General features: G+C 74.4%; 15 protein-coding genes. 5 read left to right on the top strand and 10 right to left on the bottom strand.

Annotated features, from left to right (window positions below; translation table 11 throughout):
* Positions 1-8: 8 nt before the first annotated feature.
* Genes cas5e through ABT354_RS06680 form a run of 5 tightly spaced genes read right to left on the bottom strand, consistent with a single transcriptional unit; the run spans position 9 to position 8,149 of the window.
* Complete coding sequence (gene cas5e, locus ABT354_RS06660; RefSeq protein ID WP_351489882.1) at positions 9-872, bottom strand: type I-E CRISPR-associated protein Cas5/CasD; 864 nt, start codon at positions 870-872, stop codon at positions 9-11.
* Positions 869-2,026: a type I-E CRISPR-associated protein Cas7/Cse4/CasC gene (cas7e, locus tag ABT354_RS06665; protein ID WP_351489884.1), complete on the bottom strand. Its 1,158-nt coding sequence runs from the start codon at positions 2,024-2,026 to the stop codon at positions 869-871. Before cas7e ends, cas5e begins: the two co-directional genes overlap by 4 nt.
* Positions 2,023-2,682, bottom strand: a complete 660-nt coding sequence (gene casB, locus ABT354_RS06670; protein ID WP_351489886.1) for a type I-E CRISPR-associated protein Cse2/CasB — start codon at positions 2,680-2,682, stop codon at positions 2,023-2,025. Before casB ends, cas7e begins: the two co-directional genes overlap by 4 nt.
* Positions 2,679-4,529 carry a type I-E CRISPR-associated protein Cse1/CasA gene (gene casA / locus ABT354_RS06675; protein ID WP_351489888.1) on the bottom strand — a complete coding sequence of 617 codons (1,851 nt, stop codon included), beginning with the start codon at positions 4,527-4,529 and terminating at the stop codon, positions 2,679-2,681. Before casA ends, casB begins: the two co-directional genes overlap by 4 nt.
* The gene (locus ABT354_RS06680; RefSeq protein WP_351489890.1) at positions 4,520-8,149 is read right to left on the bottom strand and encodes a CRISPR-associated endonuclease Cas3''; all 3,630 of its coding nucleotides are present in this window, start codon (positions 8,147-8,149) and stop codon (positions 4,520-4,522) included. The genes casA and ABT354_RS06680 overlap by 10 nt, the downstream gene beginning before the upstream one ends.
* A 104-nt stretch (positions 8,150-8,253) precedes the next feature.
* Between ABT354_RS06680 and ABT354_RS06685 the strand changes: the two genes are divergently transcribed.
* The 4 genes from ABT354_RS06685 to ABT354_RS06700 all read left to right on the top strand — a co-directional run bounded on the left by ABT354_RS06685 (position 8,254) and on the right by ABT354_RS06700 (position 12,493).
* The gene (locus tag ABT354_RS06685; protein ID WP_351489892.1) at positions 8,254-9,498 is read left to right on the top strand and encodes a hypothetical protein; all 1,245 of its coding nucleotides are present in this window, start codon (positions 8,254-8,256) and stop codon (positions 9,496-9,498) included.
* On the top strand, positions 9,495-10,394 hold the full coding sequence (locus ABT354_RS06690; protein WP_351489894.1) for a nucleotidyl transferase AbiEii/AbiGii toxin family protein: 900 nt from the start codon (positions 9,495-9,497) through the stop codon (positions 10,392-10,394). The genes ABT354_RS06685 and ABT354_RS06690 overlap by 4 nt, the downstream gene beginning before the upstream one ends.
* A 79-nt stretch (positions 10,395-10,473) precedes the next feature.
* Positions 10,474-11,028, top strand: a complete 555-nt coding sequence (locus ABT354_RS06695) for an HAD domain-containing protein (RefSeq protein ID WP_351489896.1) — start codon at positions 10,474-10,476, stop codon at positions 11,026-11,028.
* A gap of 271 nt (positions 11,029-11,299) precedes the next feature.
* Complete coding sequence (locus tag ABT354_RS06700) at positions 11,300-12,493, top strand: hypothetical protein (protein ID WP_351489898.1); 1,194 nt, start codon at positions 11,300-11,302, stop codon at positions 12,491-12,493.
* Here ABT354_RS06700 and ABT354_RS06705 read toward each other — a convergent pair.
* The 4 genes from ABT354_RS06705 to ABT354_RS06720 form a co-directional block, all read right to left on the bottom strand.
* Positions 12,438-13,823 carry a hypothetical protein gene (locus ABT354_RS06705; RefSeq protein ID WP_351489900.1) on the bottom strand — a complete coding sequence of 462 codons (1,386 nt, stop codon included), beginning with the start codon at positions 13,821-13,823 and terminating at the stop codon, positions 12,438-12,440. The two genes, ABT354_RS06700 and ABT354_RS06705, sit on opposite strands and share 56 nt — an antisense overlap.
* On the bottom strand, positions 13,802-15,142 hold the full coding sequence (locus tag ABT354_RS06710) for a hypothetical protein (RefSeq protein ID WP_351489902.1): 1,341 nt from the start codon (positions 15,140-15,142) through the stop codon (positions 13,802-13,804). The genes ABT354_RS06705 and ABT354_RS06710 overlap by 22 nt, the downstream gene beginning before the upstream one ends.
* Positions 15,139-15,822 (bottom strand): hypothetical protein, encoded by a 684-nt coding sequence (locus tag ABT354_RS06715; RefSeq protein WP_351489904.1) that lies wholly within the window; start codon positions 15,820-15,822, stop codon positions 15,139-15,141. The genes ABT354_RS06710 and ABT354_RS06715 overlap by 4 nt, the downstream gene beginning before the upstream one ends.
* A 123-nt stretch (positions 15,823-15,945) precedes the next feature.
* Positions 15,946-19,299 carry a bifunctional cytochrome P450/NADPH--P450 reductase gene (locus ABT354_RS06720; RefSeq protein WP_351489906.1) on the bottom strand — a complete coding sequence of 1,118 codons (3,354 nt, stop codon included), beginning with the start codon at positions 19,297-19,299 and terminating at the stop codon, positions 15,946-15,948.
* Between the two features lie 152 nt (positions 19,300-19,451).
* Here ABT354_RS06720 and ABT354_RS06725 point away from each other — a divergent pair, with 152 nt between their 5' ends.
* A complete protein-coding gene (locus ABT354_RS06725) occupies positions 19,452-20,063 on the top strand; it encodes a TetR/AcrR family transcriptional regulator (RefSeq protein WP_351489908.1) in 612 nt (203 codons plus the stop codon).
* An 89-nt stretch (positions 20,064-20,152) separates the two neighbouring features.
* Here the strand turns inward: ABT354_RS06725 and ABT354_RS06730 are convergent, their stop codons facing one another.
* The gene (locus ABT354_RS06730) at positions 20,153-21,163 is read right to left on the bottom strand and encodes a ferric reductase-like transmembrane domain-containing protein (RefSeq protein ID WP_351489910.1); all 1,011 of its coding nucleotides are present in this window, start codon (positions 21,161-21,163) and stop codon (positions 20,153-20,155) included.
* Positions 21,164-21,331: the final 168 nt, after the last annotated feature.

Genomic DNA, 21,331 nt, shown 5'->3' on the forward strand with positions numbered 1-21,331 from the left:
CACCGTGGTCACCTGCCCAGCAGGGCGAAGGGGTCGTGGGCGGCGGCGTCGTCGCGGGAGGGGTGGTCGCAGGCCGGGCAGTCGTCGCGCCGCACCAGGCCGGTGGGGATCCGGACCCAGTCGCGGGTCACCCGGCGGCTGGTGAACCGGCGGTCATGGGTGCCGAAGGAGACCGGGGCGTCCTGGAGGCGGTCGTCCCCGTCCGGGTGCTCCAGGGTCAGGGAGCGGTCGATCAGCTCCGGGCCGCACGGGGTCCGGTGGGCCGCCTCGGGGCGCTCGTGGCCGAGGTGGCGCGCGTACCGCTCCCGGGCGTGGGGCGAGGCCGTCCAGGGGTGTGCCCCGAGCACCGGGGCGAGGGTGCCCTCATGGATCCCGAGGGCCACCGGCTGTACGGGGACGCAGGAGCGGCGGCCGAGCGCCAGCGGGAAGGCCGGGGCGCGGACGGCCGCGTGGAGCAGCCGGAGCAGCGCCCGGTCCCCTTCCAGGGCGGCGAGGAAGACCGCGTCCTGGAGGTAGTGGCGGGTGGTGACATGGGTGTACTTGGCGGGGGACGTGGGCCGCTGGATCCCCTTGGCGGAGACGCCCGTCTGCGGCAGCGGGACCCCCCGGTGGTCGCTGGCGATGTGATAGTCCCGCAGCAGGGTGCCGGGCTGGTCGACCCGGATGCCCAGCCGGAGTGCGCGCAGATCCGCGATGTCCGCGCCCCGGGGGCGCCCGTCGGCGGCGGCGAGCAGTCCGATCACCCCGGACTTGGTGGGCTCGGAGCCCGTCTGGCGGCTGTTGAAGGCGGAGCGGGAGCCCCAGGACTGGAGCGGGCCCGCGAGCCTCAGCAGCAGCACGGCTTCCCCCGGAGCGCTTTCGGTGCCGGTCATCGCGGGGCCCGGGTGAGCGCGGTGAGGTGGTCGCTCAGCCCGGAGAGCAGCGTGGGGAAGTCCACCGGCTCCCCGAACGCCTCCCGCAGCCGCTCGGCGGTCCCGGGGGCGTCCGTGTGGGCATGGCACACCGAGGTGAAGGAGGGCAGGTCGCCCCAGTTGCGCACGGCTCCGCTGTGCTCGGCGGCCAGCCGGTCCGCCGACTGCTCGGAGATGCCCCGGCCCGTCGGCGACACCCCGACCGGCTTCTCGAAGGCGGAGACCAGATTCACCGGCTGGTCGTCGCGGACCACGACGGCGACCAGGCTGGGCAGGGTGCGATGGGCGAAGGAGTTCACATAGCCGGAGGGGACCGAGCGGGCGAACGAGTTGACGAAGGAGCGGACCCCCTCGACGGTCGCCGGGTGGTCGCCCAGGTTCTCGTACAGCTGATGGAACCCGACCGTGGCATAGCGGTAGAGCGTCGCGGAGTTGAAACCGATGGTGCCGATCATCCCGGCACCGGGGTTGTCCTCCCGGGTCCGGTCGTCCACCGCCGTGAAGTAGTCGAACTCCAGCTCCACGGCGTGGGTGGAGAGGGCGTGGGCGACCTGGGTGGCGGCGTCGACCTTCAGGGCGTGGACATCGGCGACCATGCGGCCGAAGAGGGCGACATCGAGCGGATGCGGCTTCTTGAACGCCTCCTGGACCTTGAACGACGCCATCTCCTTCGCCAGGGAGCCGTCGTCGGCGGCGTCCAGCTCCGCGAACCGGTCCGCGATCAGACCGGCCATGGAATCCAGCTGGTCACGGCCGTAGAAGAAGAGATAGGCGGTGTCGCCGTCCTTCTTGCCCGCGCTGAGCCCCAGCGGGACGAGGAGTGCCTCGGCGAGCCGGGCGGACCGGTCGCCGGGCAGCCCGTAACGGGCCCCGATCCGTTCGGCGAGCGCGGCGGAGACCTGCCGGGTGCGGGTGGCCAGACGCTCCTTCGGGAGCAGATCGGTGAAGTGCATCCGGGTGGCGCGCTTCCACGCCTGGGAGGAGACCCGGGAGCGGCGCACCCCGCCGAACATGGCCTCCTTGGGGTTCCCCTGGTCGTCCCGGTTCAGATTGGCCGGGGGGACGGTCTGGAGGATGTGGATGTCGACATAGGCGCGGGGCGGGCCATCGGTCACGGGTTCTCCTGTGCGCGTGCGCGTTCCGGTGAGTCGGAGGCGGAGTCGGGAGCGGGCGGGGCAGCGGGTGTCCGGGCGGCGCCGGGGCGGTCGTCCTCCCAGGTGTAGTAGGCGAGCCCCCAGCTCCGGCGGACCCGCTGCCGGGACTCGGGATAGGACCAGCTCCGCAGATCCCGGGTCAGCTGGTCGTAGTCGAGCGGGATGGACTGCGCCCGCAGCTGCGGGATCAGCCCGCGCAGCCGGTACAGCAGGACCGGCACGGTGGTGGCGTTCACGGCGGCGGCGACCCGGCGGTCCAGCGCGTCATGGCTGAACTTCCCGCTTCCGCGCAGGGCCCGCAGCGCCGCGCCCACCCCGGTTCCGGTGCGGTGCATGGGCCGGCTCTGGCCCTGCTGGTGCAGCCCGTACAGCGACAGGGCACCGTGCTCGGCCTCCAGCTCGGAGGTGACCTCGCCGTCGCTGGGGCTGGTGTAGTGCTGCCAGAGGGACGGGACGGTGCCCGCCGCCCGGCCGAGTCCGGCGCGCAGCGCCGCGAGGTCCTCCCCCGGCGGGGGGTTGTCGCGGACGGGGTAGCGGTGCCAGTAGCGGCGTCTGGTCGTCCTGCTCCGGCGCGGTACCGGCGGTACCGGCGGGTCGGGTGGTGGCACGGTGGTCACCGTGGATCCCCTCCTTCTGTTCCCTCTGCCGGGCCTGTGCCCTCGGTTCCCTCTGCCGGGCCCGTGCCTTCTGTTCCCTCTGTTGGGCCCGTGCCCTGGCGCCGCCGCTCGGCCCGGCGCGGCAGGATCCCGTTCAGCGCGGTGCGGAAGGAGCGTTCGGCGGTGCTGAGGCGGTGGATCCGGTCCCTGCCGTCCCGGGCGCGGGAGGCGCTGCCCAGGAAGAGCCCCGGCGGACTCTGGGCGAGCAGCTGCTCCGCCACCTTCCAGGCCTCGCGTCCGGCCTTCTCCTCCCAGGCGTCGAGGAGCGGCTCGATCCGGTCGTACGCGTCACCGGTGCGCCGCAGCAGGGTCAGCAGCAGCCGGACCACCGGGTCGAGGGCGTGCAGCAGGCTCTCGCCCGAGTGCTGCCACTCCCGTACCGGGACCGGCTGGGCCCCGCCCGCCCGGCGGAGGTCGGCGGCGAGACGGTTGACCGCGTCCCCCAGCCGCTCGGCCTGGGCCACGGACTCGGTCAGCGCCTCCCGGACCAGGCTCTCCCGGTCCAGGGCGGCGATCGGCAGCGGGATCTCGTCGAAGAAGGTGTCCTCGACGGTGGTGAACTTGCTGTTGTACGCGACCCCGGTCAGCTCCAGCTGGAGCGGATAGTCCGGGGGCAGCAGGTCTCCGGCCTCCGCGAGTTTCACCAGGATCTGGGCGGTGTGCACGCCGCCGATATCGGTGAGGGCCTGCTCGGTCGGCCGGTCCACCGCGAGCAGCGCGTCCAGCCCCCGCCAGGCGGCGCGGCCCACCCGGTGCCGCCGGGGGCGGAGCTGGTGGGCGTCCGGGTCCTTGAGCAGCCGCTTGCGGTACGCGCTCTGGCTGTCGACGGTCCAGGCGGTGTGGAACTCGTGGTCCGGCCTGAACCGCATCCGGTCCCCCGCCGTCACGACGACGCGGTTGACGGCCCGACCGCCGTCCGGCCGCTCCTCGGGGACGAGCCGGACCCGGCGCGACTGCCAGGTCCAGGCCTCCAGCAGGCCCCGGGGGGAACGGGTGTCCCAGGCGGGGGTGGCGCAGGAGGCGGTCTCCTCGATATCGCCCTCCCGGTCCCGGCGGCTCCACTGGGGCAGATCGTCCCTGAGCCGGGTGACCCCGTGCGGGATGTTCAGCCAGAGGCTCTCGTAGAGCGTCCGGCCCATGGGCATGACCACCCCGAGCCCGCCGAGGGTGCCGATGGGGTTGCCCATGGCCCGGCCGCCCTTGGCCCGAGCATCACCGGCGGCGCCGGTCTTGATCCCGGCGGTGTCCCAGCAGTGGGTGTGCAGCAGCCAGTGGACGGCCTGACCGGGGGTGAGGTCGTACGGGTCGGCCTCGGTACGGGAGGACCAGAGCGGGACGTTGTTGCCGCTGGCCGCCGTCGCGATGATCACCGCCGAGGTCCGGGTCTCGTCCTTGTCCGTACGCAACCCCGCGACCTGGGCGAAGGGGTTGCCGGGGTCGAAGAGCCGGAAGGCGTGCGCATGGTCCGCGAAGTAGTCGTCCAGCGCGGCGGCTCCGGACCGGGGACCGCCTTCACCGCCTTCACCGCCTTCACCGCCTTCACCGCCTTCCGTGGTGACGGTGATCCCGGCGAAGCCCCCGCCCGCGTGGAACCGCTCGCCCCACTCCTGCGGACCGGACGGGAGGCCGCAGGCGTCCACGACGATCGGGAGCAGCAACTGCCGCAGCAGTGCGGGTTTCTGGGTGGGGTGCTCGACCACCAGGTCCTCGATGGTGTGGGCGGCCAGCAGCGCCTCCCGTACCCCGACCCGGTCCTCCTCGCCGTCGCGGCGGCGTACGGTGAGCCACTTCCCGTCGATCAGATCCACCGGTCGTCCCCGTTCAACTCGCTTGATCGCGCAGTCGGTTGCCCAGCCTGGCACAGGCGAACGTCGCCCGCCGGTCCCTCGTCCACCAGGCCGAGCAGCCGGTCGTACCGCACCCGGCGGCTGTGGAGAACCGCGCGGTGCTCGCTGTCCAGGACGAGGGCCTTGCTGGTGAAGAGCCGGTAGTTCGGCTCCGGCCGGCGGCCCCAGACGGGGAGCGGGTCCAGCCGGAGCGCGCCCGCGTCCCAGTAGCGCAGCGGGATCTCCACCGTCTCGCCGTGCAGCAGATCGATCAGCTCATGGTCCGAGCTGGACACCTGGCCTTCGGGGCCGAGGCTCCGGCCGCCCAGGGTGCGGTAGTCGTCGCCCTCCCGTACGAGGAGGATGGCCTCCGCCGCCGCGCGGTCGTGGAGCAGCGCGGAGAGGCCCTCGTCGCCTGCGGCGGGCGGCAGGGCCGTGTAGTGCAGCCCGCCCAGGGTCGGCGCCTGTCCGTCGCCGCGCCGGGTGAGGAGGGAGTCGGTGGCCCGGTCCGCCCGGCGCCGGTTCTCCCGGCGCCAGTGGCGGTGTTCGGCGTGGAGCGGGGCCGCCCAGCCGGGCGGCAGGCCCTCCGTCCCGTCGCCGTAGGCCTCGGCGACGAGTGCGGGGAGGTCGTCCGGCAGCCGCCAGCCGGATTCCTCCGCCGCCCGGCGGACCGCCCAGGCGGCGCGGAGCAGCGGATACCGCCCGTACAGCGCGATGGAGCGGGCGGGGAGGCGGGGCGGTTCACCGGTGGTGAGCCCGGTGATGACGACCCGGGGCGCGGAGAGGGCGGCGGGCCGGTCGGTGGCGGGGTCCCGGTGCAGCCTGCCGACCCGTTGAAGCAGCAGATCAACGGGGGCGAGATCGGTGATCAGGAGGTCCACATCGGCGTCGAAGGCCTGCTCGGCGGTCTGGTCGGCGACGACGATCAGGCGGGTGGGACGATCGGTGGCGCCGGGGGCGAGGCGGCGCAGACAGCGTTCGGCGCGGTCGGCCCGCTCCTTCTCGGTGAGCTGCCGGTGCACCAGCTCGACCTCGTTCTTGCCGGGGAACCGCTCGGCGAGGACGGCCCCGAGGGACTGGGCCCGCCGGGCGGTGTTCCGGATCACCAGGGCGCACCCGCCGTCGGCGAGCGCCTCCGCGAGCAGGTCGGCGACGGCCTCATGGTCCTCGCCGTCCGGGGCGTGTCCGGGCAGCACCTCGACCCGTACGGTCCGGCCCGCCAGCGCGCTCGGGCAGGACCGGACCTCGGCGACCGGCCCGGACCCGTCGTACCGGACGGCGTACCGGACCCCGGTGACCGAGGGATATCCGGCGGGCTCCGGCAGCTCCTCGTACCCGAACTCCTCCCGGCCCGCCGCCCCCGCCAGATAGGCACCGGCCAGGGACCGGCGCTGTGCGGCGGTGAGGGTCGCCGACAGCAGGACGACCGGGACCCGGCCCTGTCCGAGCCAGCGCAGACACTCCCGGAGGTACGGGTGGGTGTGCGCGTCGACGGCGTGGATCTCGTCGAGGACGACGACCTTGCCGAGCAGTCCGGCCATCCGCAGCATGACGAACTTGGTGCGGGTGGCGGCGTACAGCAGCTGGTCGAGGGGGCCGACGACGAAGGGGCAGAGCAGGCCCCGGCCGAAGTCGAAGAACCATTCCAGGGCGGGGAGCCGGGGATCGCCCGGGGAGCCGTCCGTCCGCGCGGCTCCGCCCGGGGGCTCCTCGCCGCAGTGGTCGACCGCGTTCCTCCGGTCGTTCTGCGGCCGGCCGATCATGGCGCTCCACGCGTGGTTGACCGTCCGGCGGCCGTGGAGCAGCGCGACATGGTCCACCAGCTCCCGGTCGATACTCCGCACCCACTCCCGGACCCGCTGGTACGCCGGATCGCAGGAGGACCAGACCGGCATCCCGACGAAGACGCCTCCGGCGCGGAAGCGGGCGGCCAGGATCTCCGCCGCCGCCAGCCCGGCCCAGGTCTTGCCCTCGCCGGGCGGCCCCTCCACGAACATCAGGCCGGGCCCGTCCAGGGCGTGGGCGGCCTCGGCGGCCAGCACCTGGAGCGGCCGGGGTGCGGCGCCGAAGCGGTGCCGGAAGTGCGCGCGGAGGCCGTCCCGCTCCGGCACCTCGATATCGGCGAACCCGCGCCGGAGCCCGATCGCCGCCCAGGCCTCCCCGGCGCGCCCGCGCGCGGTGGCCCAGGTCAGCTCGGTACCCGGGACGACACCCGGGAGGCCGCTGGCGATCCAGTCGGCCATGACGATCAGCCCGCTGATCTGGAGCTGGAGCGCGCGCGACGGCATCCGGACCGGCCGGAGCGCGGCCAGCCCGCCCCGCCCGCCGCCGCCGGAACCGGAGCCGGTACACCTGTCGTTGCCGGGACCTGGGCCCCTGCTCCCGTGGCCCTCGGGGCCGTGGTCGGCACACCCATCGTTGGCACGCCCGTCGTCTACAGGGCCGGGGCCCGTACGCCCGTCACCGCCAAGGCCGCGACCGATGTGCCCAACACCTCCGGGGCCAAGGCCCGTACGCCCGCCGCCGTCGCCACCACCGCCGGAGCCAAGCCCGGTGTACCGGTCACCACCCGGACCGGGGCCGCTGCTCCCGCCGCCCCCAGGGCCCCGACCGGCGTACCCGCCACCGGGGCTGACGCCCGTACACCCATCGCCGTCGCCCGGCCCGGCGTCACCGGGATCGATGCAGATACCCGCGTCGCCCTCAGGGCCGCGACCGGCATACCCGTCGCGTGCGGGTCCGAGGCCTGGACACCGGTCACCGCCGGGACCGCCGGGACCGCCGGGACCGCCGGGACCGCCGGGACCGCCGGGACCGCCGGGACCGCCGGGACCGCAACAGGCGTAACCGGCGCCGCCGCCCGGAACGGGGCCGCTGCTCCCGCCACCGGGGCCCGGACGCCCGTCGCCGTCGCCGTCGCCACCGACGCCGCCTCCGGGGCCAGGTCCGGCGTACCCGTCGCCGCCGGGGCAGGGGCCCGTACCCCCCTCGCGATCCCCGCCGGAGGCGAGTTCGGTGACCAGGCGGTCCAGCAGCGCGGCCCGGACCCGCGCCCACGCGTCGTCGCCGTCGAGGCGGCGCAGCCCGCCGCGTGGGGAGCGGAGGTCGTTCTCGCCCGGGAAGAAGCCGTGGTGGCCGCCGATCAGGGGCCAGACCCAGCGGATGTGGTCGGCGGACCAGCCGGCGGCGGTCAGGAGAGGGCGCAGCAGGAAGGCGCCCGCCGGGGCGTGGTCCCATTTGAAACGGGCGGGCACCCGGTCGTCCCAGCCGAGGCCCACGGTGGGCAGCTCGCCCACCAGTTCGGGGCGCTGTCGCTGATGCGCCGGGGTGGCCTTGCCGAAGTCATGGACGGCGCAGAGCCACATCAGCAGCCGGCGGCCACGGCCCGGGCCACCCGCGACCAGGTCCAGTTCGTCCCGTACGGAGCCGGGCAGGAAGTCGTCCCAGATGAGCGCCGCGACGGCCGCCGTGTCCAGCAGATGCATCAGCAGCGGATTCATCAGACCGTACTTCTTGTCCCGGTCCGGGGACTTCGCCCAGAGCAGGAGCAGCGCGCGCCCGACATCCAGCGGGCCCCGCGCCCGCATGGTGTCCCGTCGCACACCATCCCCCCGCGCGGCGTCCCGTCGCACCGCGTCCCGTCGCGTCCATCCGGCGGTCATGTTCTCCCCCTTGCCGCCCGCTACCGGGGTGACATCATGCCGCCGTGGGAGACAAGGACCTCATGGTTGGCCGCGCTCTGAGGGAGAGTTTCGGCCAGGATCTGCTGACGGACCCGATACCCGACGCCCTGGGGGCGGTGGACGTACTGCCGGTTCTCGCCCGTTCCGCCGCGTCGCCGCCGCTGGACATCGGCTGGATCGGTATCCCCTTCCCGGGGCGTACGGAGGTGGTCCCCGTGGTGTCCCCGGCGGTCCGCGCCCATCTGCACGCCCTGACCGAGGAGGCACTCGCGGCGCACCGGCCGCGCCCGGAGGTGTTCGGCTACCGCTCGGTCTCCTGGGAGTACCGGCGCGGCTACCGGGCCCGGCAGGAGCGGTTGCGGGCGCTCGGGGAGCGCGGTGACGGCTTCCGGTATGTGCTGACCCTGGATGTGCACCGCTTCTTCGGCTCCCTGCCGCCGGACGCGCTGCTCGCGGCGGAGTGGATGACGCCGGGACTCGCCGCCCGGCTGACGGAGGTGCGGGCGCGGACCGGCCGCTGTCTGCTCCCCGGTCACCGCTGGGCCAGCAGACTGGGTACGGCCGTTCTGGACCCCGTCGACACGGTCCTGGCCGATGCGGCGCCGGGCCGCTGGGCGCGCTGGGGCGACGACTGGCATGTGGTGGTGCGGGACGAGGCCGAGGGGGAGCGGATCCGTACGGCGGTGGGCGCGGCCCTGGCCGGGCTCGGGCTGTGGCTCTCGCCGGAGAAGTCCGTGGTCGGGACGGTGGGTTCGCTGCTGGGCGGCACCGCACGGGATGTCGCCGGGCCCGCCGGGGAGGTGTGGCGGCGGGGGGTCGCGGCGGACGACGCGCGGGCGCTCCGCTATGCCCTGCCCCGGCTGGCCCCCACCGGGGAGGTGAGCCGGGCGCTGCCCGGGGTGGTCCGGGAGCGGCCGGGGCTGCTGCCGCGCGCGGTCCGGTATCTGGACCGGGCGGTGGGGACGGCCGAAGGACTCACGGCGGTACGGGGGACCCTGGCGGCGACCGCCCCCGGGGACCTGTTCGCGGTGGGGCGGCTGCTGGCGCTCGCGGGCCGGCACCGGGTGGTGGCGGAGGCCGTCCCGGAGGCCCTGCTGAGGTCGGCGGCGGGCTCCGGGGTCACGGCGCTGTGCGCGCTGGCCGTACGGGCGGCGGCGGTCGGCGGCCGGCCGGACCCGCTGCCGGAGCCCCCGGAGCGGCTGCGGCCCTGGCTGGCACGGGGCGCGGATGTACGGGACTCCCCGCCGACAGTGGCGACGCTGCTGTGACCCCCGGCCGGCGCACGGAGACCGGGGCGGCGGGACTGACCACCCGGGACCGGCAGTCGCTGCGCGCGGTGGGGGCCGTACTGCACTCCCTGGTACGGCTGTTGCCACCCGGCGGCTGGCATCTCAAGGGCTCGGCGGCGCTGCTCGGCTGGACGGGCCCGGCGGCCCGGCTGCCGGAGGATGTCGACCTGTCGCTGCCGGTGGGCGCGGGCCCGTTGCTGCTCGGGGCGGCGGCGCTGCCGTCCGGTCCCGGGGGCGAGCGGATCCGGCTGCTGCGGACCGAACCGGTGGTGTTCGGCGCGCCCGACCGCCCCCCGGTCCACCGCGCCCTGGTCCAGGTCACCGGCCGGGGCCTGGCGGAGCGGCTGCTGCTGAACGTCCTGCTGGTGCCGGACGCGCGGGCCGCGCGCGACACCCGTACCGCACCGCTGGACTTCCCGTACGACGGCGGTACGGGGACGGTCGCCGTGCCCGCCGCGACGTTCGGGCGCTGTCTGGCGCAGAAGCTGTTGCGGTACACCCGCCGCCGGGAGAACGGGAAGGTCAACACCCGCTGGTCGGACCTGCTGGACTTCCTGCTGGCCGCCGACTGTACGACGGCTCCCCCGCTGCTCCTGGCGGAGCTGGCCCGCGAGGTGGCCGCCGAGTTCGCCCCCATGGGCCGCGCCTGGCCCGGTTCGCTGCCCCCGCCGCCTGCGGAGTGGCTGGACTTCTGGGACACGGCGGTCTTCCGCACCGGCCTCCCCTACGGCACCCTCCCCGACGCGGCGACCCGCCTGGCCCCCTTCTGGACCCCGGTGCTGGCGCACCCCGTCCCCCCGTACGGCCCGCTCCCCGGGTCCACTCCGGACCGCCGCTGGTCACCGGCGTCCTGGCGCTGGGAGCGGACGGACTGACGGATCCGGTGCCCGGTGCCAGGGCGGTCGCCACGGCTACGCTTCCCCGCACAGCCGGGTGTCGGGCGAGGGGGAGATCGTGGCACGACCGCTCCTGTTTCTTGATGTGGACGGACCGCTCAACCCCTATGCGGCCAAGCCGGAGAGACGCCCCGCCGGCTACATCACCATCAGGGTGCCCCGGGACAGTGGGACATCAGCGGACCACGGAGATCTCTCGCTTCGGCGGCGACCCCTGCGGGTCTGGCTCGACCCCGGGCACGGACAGGCCCTGCTCGGGCTCGGCTACGAGCTGTGCTGGGCCACCACCTGGATGGCGAAGGCCAATCGGTGGATCGCCCCGGTGCTCGGCCTTCCCGAACTCCCCTTCGTCGACTTCGGTGACGCCCTGTTCCAGAAACGTGCCGACGGGGTCCACTGGAAGACCGGTCCCCTGGTGGACCATGCCGCCGGGCGCCCGTTCGCCTGGGTGGACGACGAGCAGAGCGATCTCGACACGGCGTATGTGGCCGCCCACCACCGGGGCCCTGGGCTTCTCCACCACGTCGACCCGCGCATCGGTCTCCGCGAAGAGGACTTCCGCGCGCTGGCCGGGTTCGCCCGGTCACCGGGCACCCCGCGAGCCTCTGGCTGAGTGGCTCGGACAGGGCCTCCCCCGGCGCTCCTGTCCGTCGGGGGGCCATAGGCGCTCAGGGTGGGAAGAGCCATGCGCCCCTTCCGCTCGGGCCCGCCGCACTCCCATACAGACATCCGGATTCCGCTGCGCCGCCGCCCGACTTCCGGAAGATTGGGCGCAGTTCCCACGTACCGGAGAGTGTGGCGCGCGGGAACTCCCCACGCGCGACGTGCCACAGCATCACCACCGTGCCCTTCCGACAGAGTCCACGAGACGAGGAACGCACATCATGAGCATCGGCATACGAGCCCTGCGGTCCACGGGCGCCACCACCATCGCCCTGGCCACCGTCTGCACCCTCACGGTGGGCGCGGCCGGCCGTGCGACGGCCGACACCGGTCCGACCACGGCCCATATGGCCGTCGACCTGCCCCTGCCTCCCGGCGCCATCCGAAGCTACGCCACCGGGGTCAACGACAGCGGGGTGATCGTCGGCTACGCCGCCGACGCGGCGAACCGGTACTACCCGGTCCGCTGGAACGCGGACCTCAGCCCCACGCCACTCCCGCTGCTGTCCAGATTCCAGCTCGGCGACGCGCGGGCCATCAGCGAGGACGGCACCATCGTCGGCTCATCGGGGAGCCATCAGGTCCGCTGGGCCCCCGACGGCACGATCACCGTCATGCGGCCGCTGCCCGGGGACGCCTACGGCTATGTCTACACGATCGGCCGCACCGGTACCGCGATCGGATACTCCGCGCTCGGCGCGGCCACCCGTGCGGTGAAGTGGGGCCCGGACGGCGCTCCCGTCGCACTCCCCGCACTGAGCGGTGATGTCAACACCCGCGCCCTCTGGGTCAACAGCTCCGGCACGGTGGCCGGTCTGTCCTACTCGGCGGCCGGCGTCGCCCGCCCCGTGAAGTGGACCCCGGACGGCACTCCCGTCGCACTCGACCCGGCCTCGGCCTACCGGAATGTGTGGGTCGACGGGATCAACGACGCCGGCACCGTGCTCGGGCAGGGCGCGCCGACCGGCGGGCCGAACAACCAGAAGCACTCCCTGACCTGGAAGGCCGACGGCACCGTCACGGATCTGGGCCCGCGCTCCCGGGCGATGGCCATCAACGCCTCGGGCACCACCGTCGGTTACGGGTCAGGAGCGAACAACATCGACTACACCGCCATGAGCTGGAGCCCGGACGGCACCGCCAGGGCCATCGGCGCCGGCTACGCGTACACCCGGGCCGTCGACGTCAACGACTCCGGTGTCTCCGTCGGACACATCGGGCAGAAGGTACCGGGCGATACACGACGCCACGCCCTCCGCTGGGAGTCCGACGGGACCATGACCGACCTGGACGTGGCACCGCAGGACCACGCCTACGCCGAGCACATCAACAACGCCGGCCTGATCGTCGGCGCCCGGGTCACCTATCCGACGCCCACCAGCAGCGAGCGCTTCGCGGTGGTCTGGCGGCCATGACCACCGCCCACCGGGCGTCCGCCCCCGCCGCCCGGTCCGGTGGCAGATGCGCCCGCCACCACCCGCGCCAGCGGCGGGCATGGTCCAGATGGTGGGCCCCGGGGGTGCCGGGGCCCGCCTCGTGGAGGGTGGTCAGGAAGGCCAGGGCGGCGCGGGCGGCCTCCGGAGTGAGGGGGGTGCCGAAGGGGTGGAGGGCGGCGGAGGGGTGCGGGGTGCCCTTGAGGGTCTTGGTGACATGGAGGGCGAACCGGGCCCGGCGGGCGGCGAGGGCGGGGGCGGGGGCGCGGCCGTCCAGAGGAGCGGCACCGGCGCCGGTCGCCATCCGGCCCGTGGTCAGACGGTTGGCCGCCGTGACGGCGGACCGGGCGGTGGCGAGGTCGGCGACCGTGCCGGAGAGCCCGTCGCCCAGGGTGGCGCGGAGCCGTCCCCGGCCGGCCACCCCGTCGCTCAGCGCCCGCAGATGGTCCGCGAGCAGGCTCTCGCGGGCGAGCCGCAGGGGGTGGGCGCGGGCCAGGACGGCCGCCGGGGGGAGGGCGCGGGTGTGCCACTCCCGGGCCAGGGGGAGCAGCCGTTCGGCGTTCCCCTCGGTGAGGAGGCCGCCGCCGGGGCGGGACCGGGTGCCCCACTCGATGTCATGGACATCGGTCACCAGCAGTACCCCCGCCGCCGGCAGGGTGTCCGGCTCGTCGGCCGAGGGCACCCCGGGGAGTCGCGGGTCCTCACCGGGCCCGGCGCCTGGGGCGGTGCTCCCGGCGCCATGGGGCCGGACCAGCACCCCCGCGAGCAGGGACGCGGTCTCCCGTACGGAGAACAGCCCGGGGACCCGCACGAGGGCGCCGTCCGCGTCCTCGGGCAGCACCCCGGGGCGGTCCCGGCGGGCCCGGGCGGCCATCGCGACGGCGTAGCACGCCCGCAGCAGGGCCTCCCGCCGCGCCTCGGCGCCCCCGGCGGGCAGCAGCCGGGTCCACGCCCAGCCGTGGCGTACACCCGTACCCCCGGTGTACCGGTCCAGGGCGGGGGCGGGGGCGCCCCCGGGATGGACGAGGACCAGGTCCTTTCCGTAGTACGAGGGATGCCACCGGGCCCCCACGGCCCGGCCGACCTCCGCGAGGGCGTGGCGCACCCGGTCGAGCCCGCGCTCATGGTCCGCGCTCTCCTCCACGGTGGCGCGCAGCGCGCTGGTGACCACGGCGAGGGTCACCGGCCCGGCGGGCGGGGTCTCCGCGATCCGGGCGAGGACATCGCCGCTGTCGGGGCAGCCGGGCGGATAGCCGGGGGCGTGGCGGGGCGGCCACCGGAAGGGTTCGGTCAGCGGCGGCGTCGGGACCACCTCCCGGGGCGCCCGCGTCGGTGGAAGAGGTCCACGAAGAGGCGCCGCAGACCGGGGAAGAGGGTGACGAGCAGAAGCGAGGCCGCCCCGATCGCCAGGAGGAACCGCCAGAGGGACGCGGCACCGGCCGAGGGCAGCCCCGCCCAGACGGCGAGCCCCGCCGTCAGCGGCAGGCCGACGGCGGCGATCAGCCCCAGGCTCGCGTTGGTGGTCGCGGTCTCGGCGGCCTGGACCTGCCGGGAGAGTTCGCCCAGGTCCTGGGTGAGCCGCTGGAGCGCCTCGGGAAGCCCTGCGGCCCGCTGCCACGCCCGGGTCATCTCCGTGACGCTTTCCTGTCTGCCGAAGGTGGCCGCCCAGTAGCTCCGGCGAAATATCAGCAACTCCCGTTCGAGCTGGGCGACCTCCCGCCGCCGGGGCTCACCCCCGGCGATACGGGCCACCTCCGAGCCGAAGGCGTCCAGCATGATCTGCTGCAACCGGGCGAGCGCCAGGGCATCCGCGTAGAAGGTCGCCAGGTGGTAGCTGGTCCCCTTGTAGTAGTTGCGGGCGGGTTCGGGTTCGACACCCACGAGGGTGAGCCCGCGTGACCCCAGTGCCGCACGGACACAGTGCGGCAGCGGGAATCGGATGCCGTCCAGCTGTGCCCTGGCCTCCCCGGACGGGATGTACTGCGTGGCGTGGTGCATGGACCAGAGCCACTGGTCGAGGAGTTCCCACCCTGGTACGTCCTCCTCGTACGGCGGTGGGAGCGCTCCGCTGGGAGTGATGAAGGTGCAGTGGACCGCCTTCCGCTCCTGGACCGCGATCCGACACCCCGGGGGAAGCTGTGCCGCCGCCCAGTCACGCTGGCCCGTGTCCGAGCGGTAGGCGTTCACATCGGAGCACTCCTGGAGGGTCCTCGGCATGCGGACCGGGGGGTCGGGCGGGAGTGTGCCGTGCAGGAGGGCGACGCCATTGGCCACCAGGGGCACGTCCATGGAGCCGAGCGCGTCGAGCGCGGAGGCGTCCAGCCCGACCAGCTCGATCGCGTTCAGCACGAAGCCCGTCGGGCAGGGAGGCGGGTCGGCCACATCACGGTGCCAGCGCACCGTCGGTGTCCAGAGAAGGTCGGCGAGTTGGGTCGTGGTGTACGAGGTACGGCGCGCGGCGGTGGACACCACCCGGTCGTGGGCCCTCCCCCAGGTCCGCTCCAAGGGCCCGGCGCGGAAAGGTGCTTCCGGCGTGTCGTCCATCAGGACCGCGAAGATCAGGACGGTGTCCCTGCGCACCAGAGAGGCCGGATCGTGGCGGTCCGGTACGGGGTCCTCGGTGTCGTTCACGCCAGGCACCCCAGCGCCCGCCGCAGCAGCGCCCCGCGTTCCGCCGGGCCCACATGCCGCCAGCGCAGCGGTTCGTCCGGGGCCTCCCCCCGGATCAGGACCCGGGAGGTCCGGTGGAGCGGGGTCCCCCGGGCGACCAGGGTGATCGTGCCGTGGGGGGCGGCGGCGCGGTGGAGGGTGCGGGCGGGCATGCGGTAGCGGTCGCCCGCCGTGAGGGTGGTGGTGCGGGAGCCGGTCACCCGGACCCAGGGGGCGTCCGTGGCGTCGAGGCGGAAGCCGTCGCCGTGGGGGCGGTGGTGGACGGCCCGGTACGCGGTGGGGCGCTCGGGCTCCGTGGGCGCGGTCTCCACCAGGGTGTTGGCGAGGCCCCCGCTGAGCAGCGTGGAGGCGAAGTCCCAGCGGTGGTTGTGGATATGGGCGTCCTCGGCGCCGTCCTGCCAGATATGGAGGAAGAGCCGCCGGGCGTCCTGTGCCACCCGGGCCAGCGGAAGTTTGACGAAGCCGTTGGGGTGGGCGACGGCCGCCGGGGCCTCGGGGGGCAGCAGGCCGTCCCCGTACGCACCGCGCAGCGCGGCCCGTACCGCGCACTCGGCGAGTTCCGGTGTCACGGCGGGGATCCGGCCCCCCGGCGGCGCGGAGGCCCCGGCCGGTCCGGGCGCTGCGGTCGGGTCGGTGCGCACGGTCTCCCCCTGCCCCTCGGTGCGGTGCGGTGACGGGGGAGAGTCAAGCAGCCCGCTCCCCCGCTGACCAGCGTCGGCGGGGGAACGGGCCGGGCGGGCGCGGCAAGATCCGACAGAGACGGCCTAGCCCGCCCAGACGTCCTCGACATAGCGGTCGTCGGAGATCAGCGCGGAGAGCCAGCGCTCGGCGGACTCCTCGTCGGAGCCGGTGTGTTCGCGGTGGATCGCGCGGAAGGCGGCGCGGACGGCGGGGGCCATCAGGCGGCCGTCGCCGCAGACCCGGATCTGGGCACCGGCGGTGAGGAGCGCCCAGAGTTCGGCGGAGTCGCGCTCGATCCGGTGCTGGACCCAGCGCATCCCGTCGACCGGGGCCTTGGAGAAGGCGGGGCGCAGGCTCACCGCGCCGGCCTGCTCGGCGGCTTCGAGTTCGGCGCGGTGGAGGTAGTCGACATCGGGGTGGTCGCAGCCGAAGTAGCAGAGCAGCGGGGCCCGGTCGCCGGAGGCGGGGGCGGCCTCCCCAAGGGCGACGCGGTCGGCGACGGCGGCGCGGAAGGGGGCGAGGCCGGTCCCGGCGGAGATCAGCACGACGGGGACGGTGGGGTCGGCGGGCAGCCGGAAGGCCTCCCGGCAGGGAGAGAGCCGGCCGTGGACGGTGTCGCCGGGGGCGAGCCCCGCCAGGTAGGCGGCGCCGGTGCCCAGGAAGGTGCCCTCGCCGTCGCGGTGCGGTACGGGCTCGGCGGCGACCATCAGATCGGCGGTGGCGGGGTCGGTCGCCGGGGAGGAGGAGATGGAGTAGTGGCGCGGTGCGGTGGGGGTGAGGATGTCCAGCAACGCGGACAGCCCCGGCCGGCAGGAGGCATGGCGTTCCAGCAGGTCGGGAAGGGTTTCCCGGCCGGTCTCATGGCCCGCGAGGGCGGCGCGCTCGGGCGGGCAGGGGGTGTGTGCGGCGAGGGCGGCGGCCTGGCGGGCGGTGACGGGCCGGGTGAGTTCCACATAGTGGGTGAGCAGGGTGCGTACGGTCAGCGGCGCGTCCAGCGGGAGACACCCCGCGCGATCGGCGCCGAGGACGACCACCCGGTCGGGGTCGAGGCCGAGGGCGGTGGTGGTCCGGTCCACCAGGGCGGCCGGGTTGGCGGGGCGGATCAGCAGATGGTCGCCGGTGCGATAGGTGGTGCCCTCGGGGAGCCGCAGCCGCAGGAACCGCTTGGAGCGGCCGAGTTCATGGCCCAGGTCGGCGAGTTCGGCGGTTTCGGTCACGGTGAGGGGGAGCAGTCCGTCCACGGCGGGGAGGCCGGGGGCCGCGCCGGACTCCACGCCGGACTCCACAGCGGGCTCCACGTCGGTGACGGTGTACCGGGCCCCACTGGCCGCCGTCCCGGAGGGGCTCTCCGGGCCGGCGGGGACGCCGTAGCGGTCGAGCAGGGCGGTCCAGGCGCGGGCGGTCCACCGTTCGACCTCGGCGGTGACATCGGCGGAGACATCCACGGCGGCGCGCTCCAGCAGCGCCGTCCCCCCGGCGGCGGCGAGCCGTTCGTCGATGAGGGTGGGGACGCGCTGATAGGTGGCGGACCAGTTGCGGTCGCCGACACCGAGGACCGCGTACGGGATCCCGGCGGGCGGGGTGCCCTCCTCCAGCCAGGCGACGAAGTGGCGGGCGTCATCGGTGGGACGGCCGTTGTACGAGGAGGCCACGATCAGGACGGGGTCGTCGGGGCCGAGGGTGCCGACCGCGTCGTCCAGCGGGGCGACGGTGGTGCGGAAGCCGTACCGGGTGCCCTGGTCGGCGAGGTCGGTGGCGAGTGCGCGCGAGGTGCCCAGGTTGGAGCCGTGGAGCACGGTGAGGGTGGTGCCGGGGGCGCGCAGCCCGGTGGGCGGCGCGCCGGGCGGGGCGCTGTCGGCCGGGGTGCCGACCGGGGTCCCCGCCGGGGCCTCGGCCGGGCGGCGCTCCTGCGGGGTCCGGCGGACCGGGATCAGGGTGAGCCCGTCCGGCTTCAGGGTCAGCGTCTCCTTGATCTTCAGCCGGTAGTCGGCATGGTCGAGCAGCCGGTAGCGGTGGACGATCAGCCCGAGGATCAGGGTGGCCTCGTGCAGCGCGAACTGCCGTCCGATGCAGGAGCGTTCGCCGTTGCCGAAGGGCTTGAAGAGATGCCCGGGCCTGCGGTCGGCGCGCTCGGGGTCGAAGCGGCCGGGGTCGAACAGCTCGGGGTTGTCGCCCCAGCCCGGGTCGCGGTGGAGCATCGGGGTGAGCACGGTGAGCGCCTGCCCCGCGCGGACCGGGTACCGGCCGCCGATGACGGTGTCCTCCAGCGCCTCGACGGCGAAGGCGGGGGCGGTGGGCCACAGCCGCAGGCTCTCGTTGAGGACCTGGCGGAGATGGCGCAGCCGGCCGACGTCCTCGTACCCCGGGTCGGGGTCGGGGTCGGTGCCCCACAGGGCGTCGGTCTCCGCCTGGGCGGCGGCCAGCACCGCCGGGTTCTTGAGCAGATAGTGCAGGGCGAAGGAGAGCGCGCCGCTGGTGGTCTCGTGTCCGGCGATCAGGAAGGTGAGCAGCTGGTACCGGATATTGGTGTCGTCCAGGGGCTCGCCGGTGTCCTTGTCGACGGCGTGCAGCATCAGCCCGAGGAGATCGTCGGTGCGGTCGTCGCCCTCGGTGCGGCGGCGGCGCACGATGTCGTCGGCGAGCCGGTTCATGGTCCGGACGTTCTCGCGCTGCCGGTTCTCGGCGCCGGTGTGGAGGAACTCCAGGCCGGGGATGAAGCCGGTCTTCCGCTGGGCGTGGTCGAGGGCGCGGACCATGGCGGTGATGAAGGGGTGCGGGGTGGTCCGCTCGAAGCAGCCGAAGTCATGGCCGAAGCCGCAGAGGCCGATGGTGTCGAGGGTGAGCCGGGTCATGTCCTCGGCCACATCGACGGGGGTGCCGTCGGCGGCGCGGGTGTCCCAGGCGGCCAGCAGCCGGCGGGCGACGGTGACCATCGTGGGGTGGTAGGCGCGCAGGGCGTCGAAGGAGAAGGCGGGCAGCAGGATGTTGTGCGCCTTGCGCCAGTTGGGTTCGTCGCCGTACGCGGTGAAGAGACCGTCCCCGGCGAACTCGCGCACGGTGAGCAGGGGTTCGACCGACTTGCGGAAGCGGCTCTCGTCGCACACCTCGGCGACCAGGTCGCCGCCGGAGATCATCCAGGCGTCCTCGTCGAAGAGGCGCAGATTGTAGAGGGGGCCGAGGGCGCGGGCCTCGCGCATGGCGTACTCGATGAAGCCGTCGGCGGGGACGCTCAGGGCGTGCCCGAAGAAGGGCAGCCGGGTCCGCTCGGGCACGGCGCCCCGGGTGCTCCGCTCGGGCACGGCGCCCCGGGTGCTCCGCTCGGGCACGGCGCCCGGGGCGTGCCCCACGGTGGCGGCCCCGGGAGTCCCGGAGGCCCCGGCGGCCCCAGTGGCCTCGGCGGCCTCATCGGTACGGGTACGGAGTGCTGTCGGGTTCATGGCCCTGCCCCTCGGTGATCCCGGCGGCCGTACACGGCACGGCCGGTCTGTCGGTGGTGGTCCTGCTCCACGCCATCCACCATACGCATGACTTTGTCAGGTGACAATGTCGAGCGACGCGGCTGGTTGACTATGTCGCTATAGTGCGGTGTATGCCTCATGTAACCGCCGCCGAGCGACGCCCCCAGCTGATCGCCGCGGCCATCGAACTCATGGCCCGTGAGGGCGTGGCCGCGGGGAGCACCCGGGCCATCGCCGCCGAACTGGGCGTGGCCCAGGCGACCGTGCACTACACCTTCGGCACCAAGGCGGACCTCTACCGGGCCGTCATGGAATCCCTCACCGAGGAGCTGATGGCCGGGGTACGCCGGGCGGCCGAGGGAGCCACCAGCCTGGAGGAGGCGCTACGGGCCACCGCCGACGCGGTCCTGGACGACCTGGCGTCCCGGCCCGACCTCAACACTCTCTGGCTGGAGCTGGTCGCCTTCTCCCTGCGCACACCCGAGCTGCGCACGGTGGTCGCCCGGTATCACGAGGAGATCGCCGACATCGCCGCCGGGGCGCTGGCGGAGATCGCCGAGCGCACCGGGCGGGAGTACGCGGTGCCCCCGGCGGAGCTGGCCCGCTTCATGGCCTGCGGGCTCGACGGGCTCTGTATGCAGCAGGTCCTTCAGGGGGTGCCGCTGCCCGGCGAGGAGACGCGGCGCGGTCTCGATCTGCTGGTCAAGGCGACGGCGGCACTGGCGTACGGCCCGGAGAACTGATCCGGCGGGCCCGGCGCCGACACCGAAGCAGTACGTCCCGGGGAACCGACCCGACGGCCCCCGCCGACCGGGCGGGGGCCCAACGGGGGTCAGTCGTGGTGGTGGGTGGAGGAGGTGTCCTTCGGGGGCTCGCCCCGCCCGCCGTCGCGGCCCGTCATCAGCACGGCCAGCACCACGACGACCAGACCCGCCACCGCCACCCGGCCCAGCAGCCGCAGCCCCCACACCGGCATCGGGCCCGCTCCCGGCGCACCCGGCGCGGCGAGCCGCTGGGAGCGCCGGGCCGGGCGGAGCAGCCGCAGCAGGAAGAGGGCGGCGATGGGGAGTTGCAGCAGCCAGATGCTGGTACGGAACCAGCCGTCGTACCAGACATTGGTGCCGTACAGCAGGGTGTGCCAGACGCTCAGCACATAGACGACGATGACGAAACGGTGCAGCACCCGCCAGGTCTTCGGGCCGATGCGATGGCGTACGTAGAAGAGCAGCCCCAGCGGGATCGCCAGATAGAGGGCCGCCTGGCCGATGGGGATGGCGATCCTGCCCGTGCCGGACGCGTAGCCGCCGGGGACGAACGCCTCCACGAAGGCCGTCCAGACACTGCTCCGCCAGTCGTCCTTGTCATGGCGGACGAGTTCGGCGGCGAAGAGGAGGGCGTGCGCGCCGATGAGCGCCATGGTGTTGAGGCTGGTGGTGCGGTGCAGCCGCTCCAGCCGGGGGGCGGAGAGCTTCAGCCAGGCGGGCCGGGCGCCGGAGAGCAGCAGTCCGAGGACGACCGTGCCCCACGCCCAGAGCAGCGCGGACCAGCCGAACGCCTGGCTGAGGAAGTAGACCCAGAACCCCTGGGGGTCGTCGGCCATGAACGGCATCACGGTGGCCGTGGACGACGAGCGGTTCTGGATACGGATCCACAGCAGCCAGAAGATCGCCCCGGTGACGGCCAGCGCGACCAGCCCGTCGTACACGCTCGCCCGCAGGTCCGAACGGAGGGTGACCCGGGGCTGGGGGGTCCGCGCGGACCCCGCGCGGCGAGCCCCGGGAACGACCGCCGACGCCTCCGGAGCGACTGGCTCCGGGGCTGTGGGCTCCGTGTTCTGCTGCATCGGTCCGCTCCGCTCATCGCCGGCGCCCGCTGGGCGCGCAGGGGCGTGTCGCTGAACGGGTCGGATGCGGGGGCCGGAAAGTTCCCCGGGCTCCCCCGATGACCGGACGTGACGTGCGTCACCCCGTACACCTGTCCGATTAACACGTCACTTGTCCGGACTGTCGTC

Origin of the sequence: Streptomyces sp. NPDC000594 (genome assembly GCF_040299965.1) — a bacterium.
Taxonomy (GTDB): Bacteria; Actinomycetota; Actinomycetes; order Streptomycetales; family Streptomycetaceae; genus Streptomyces.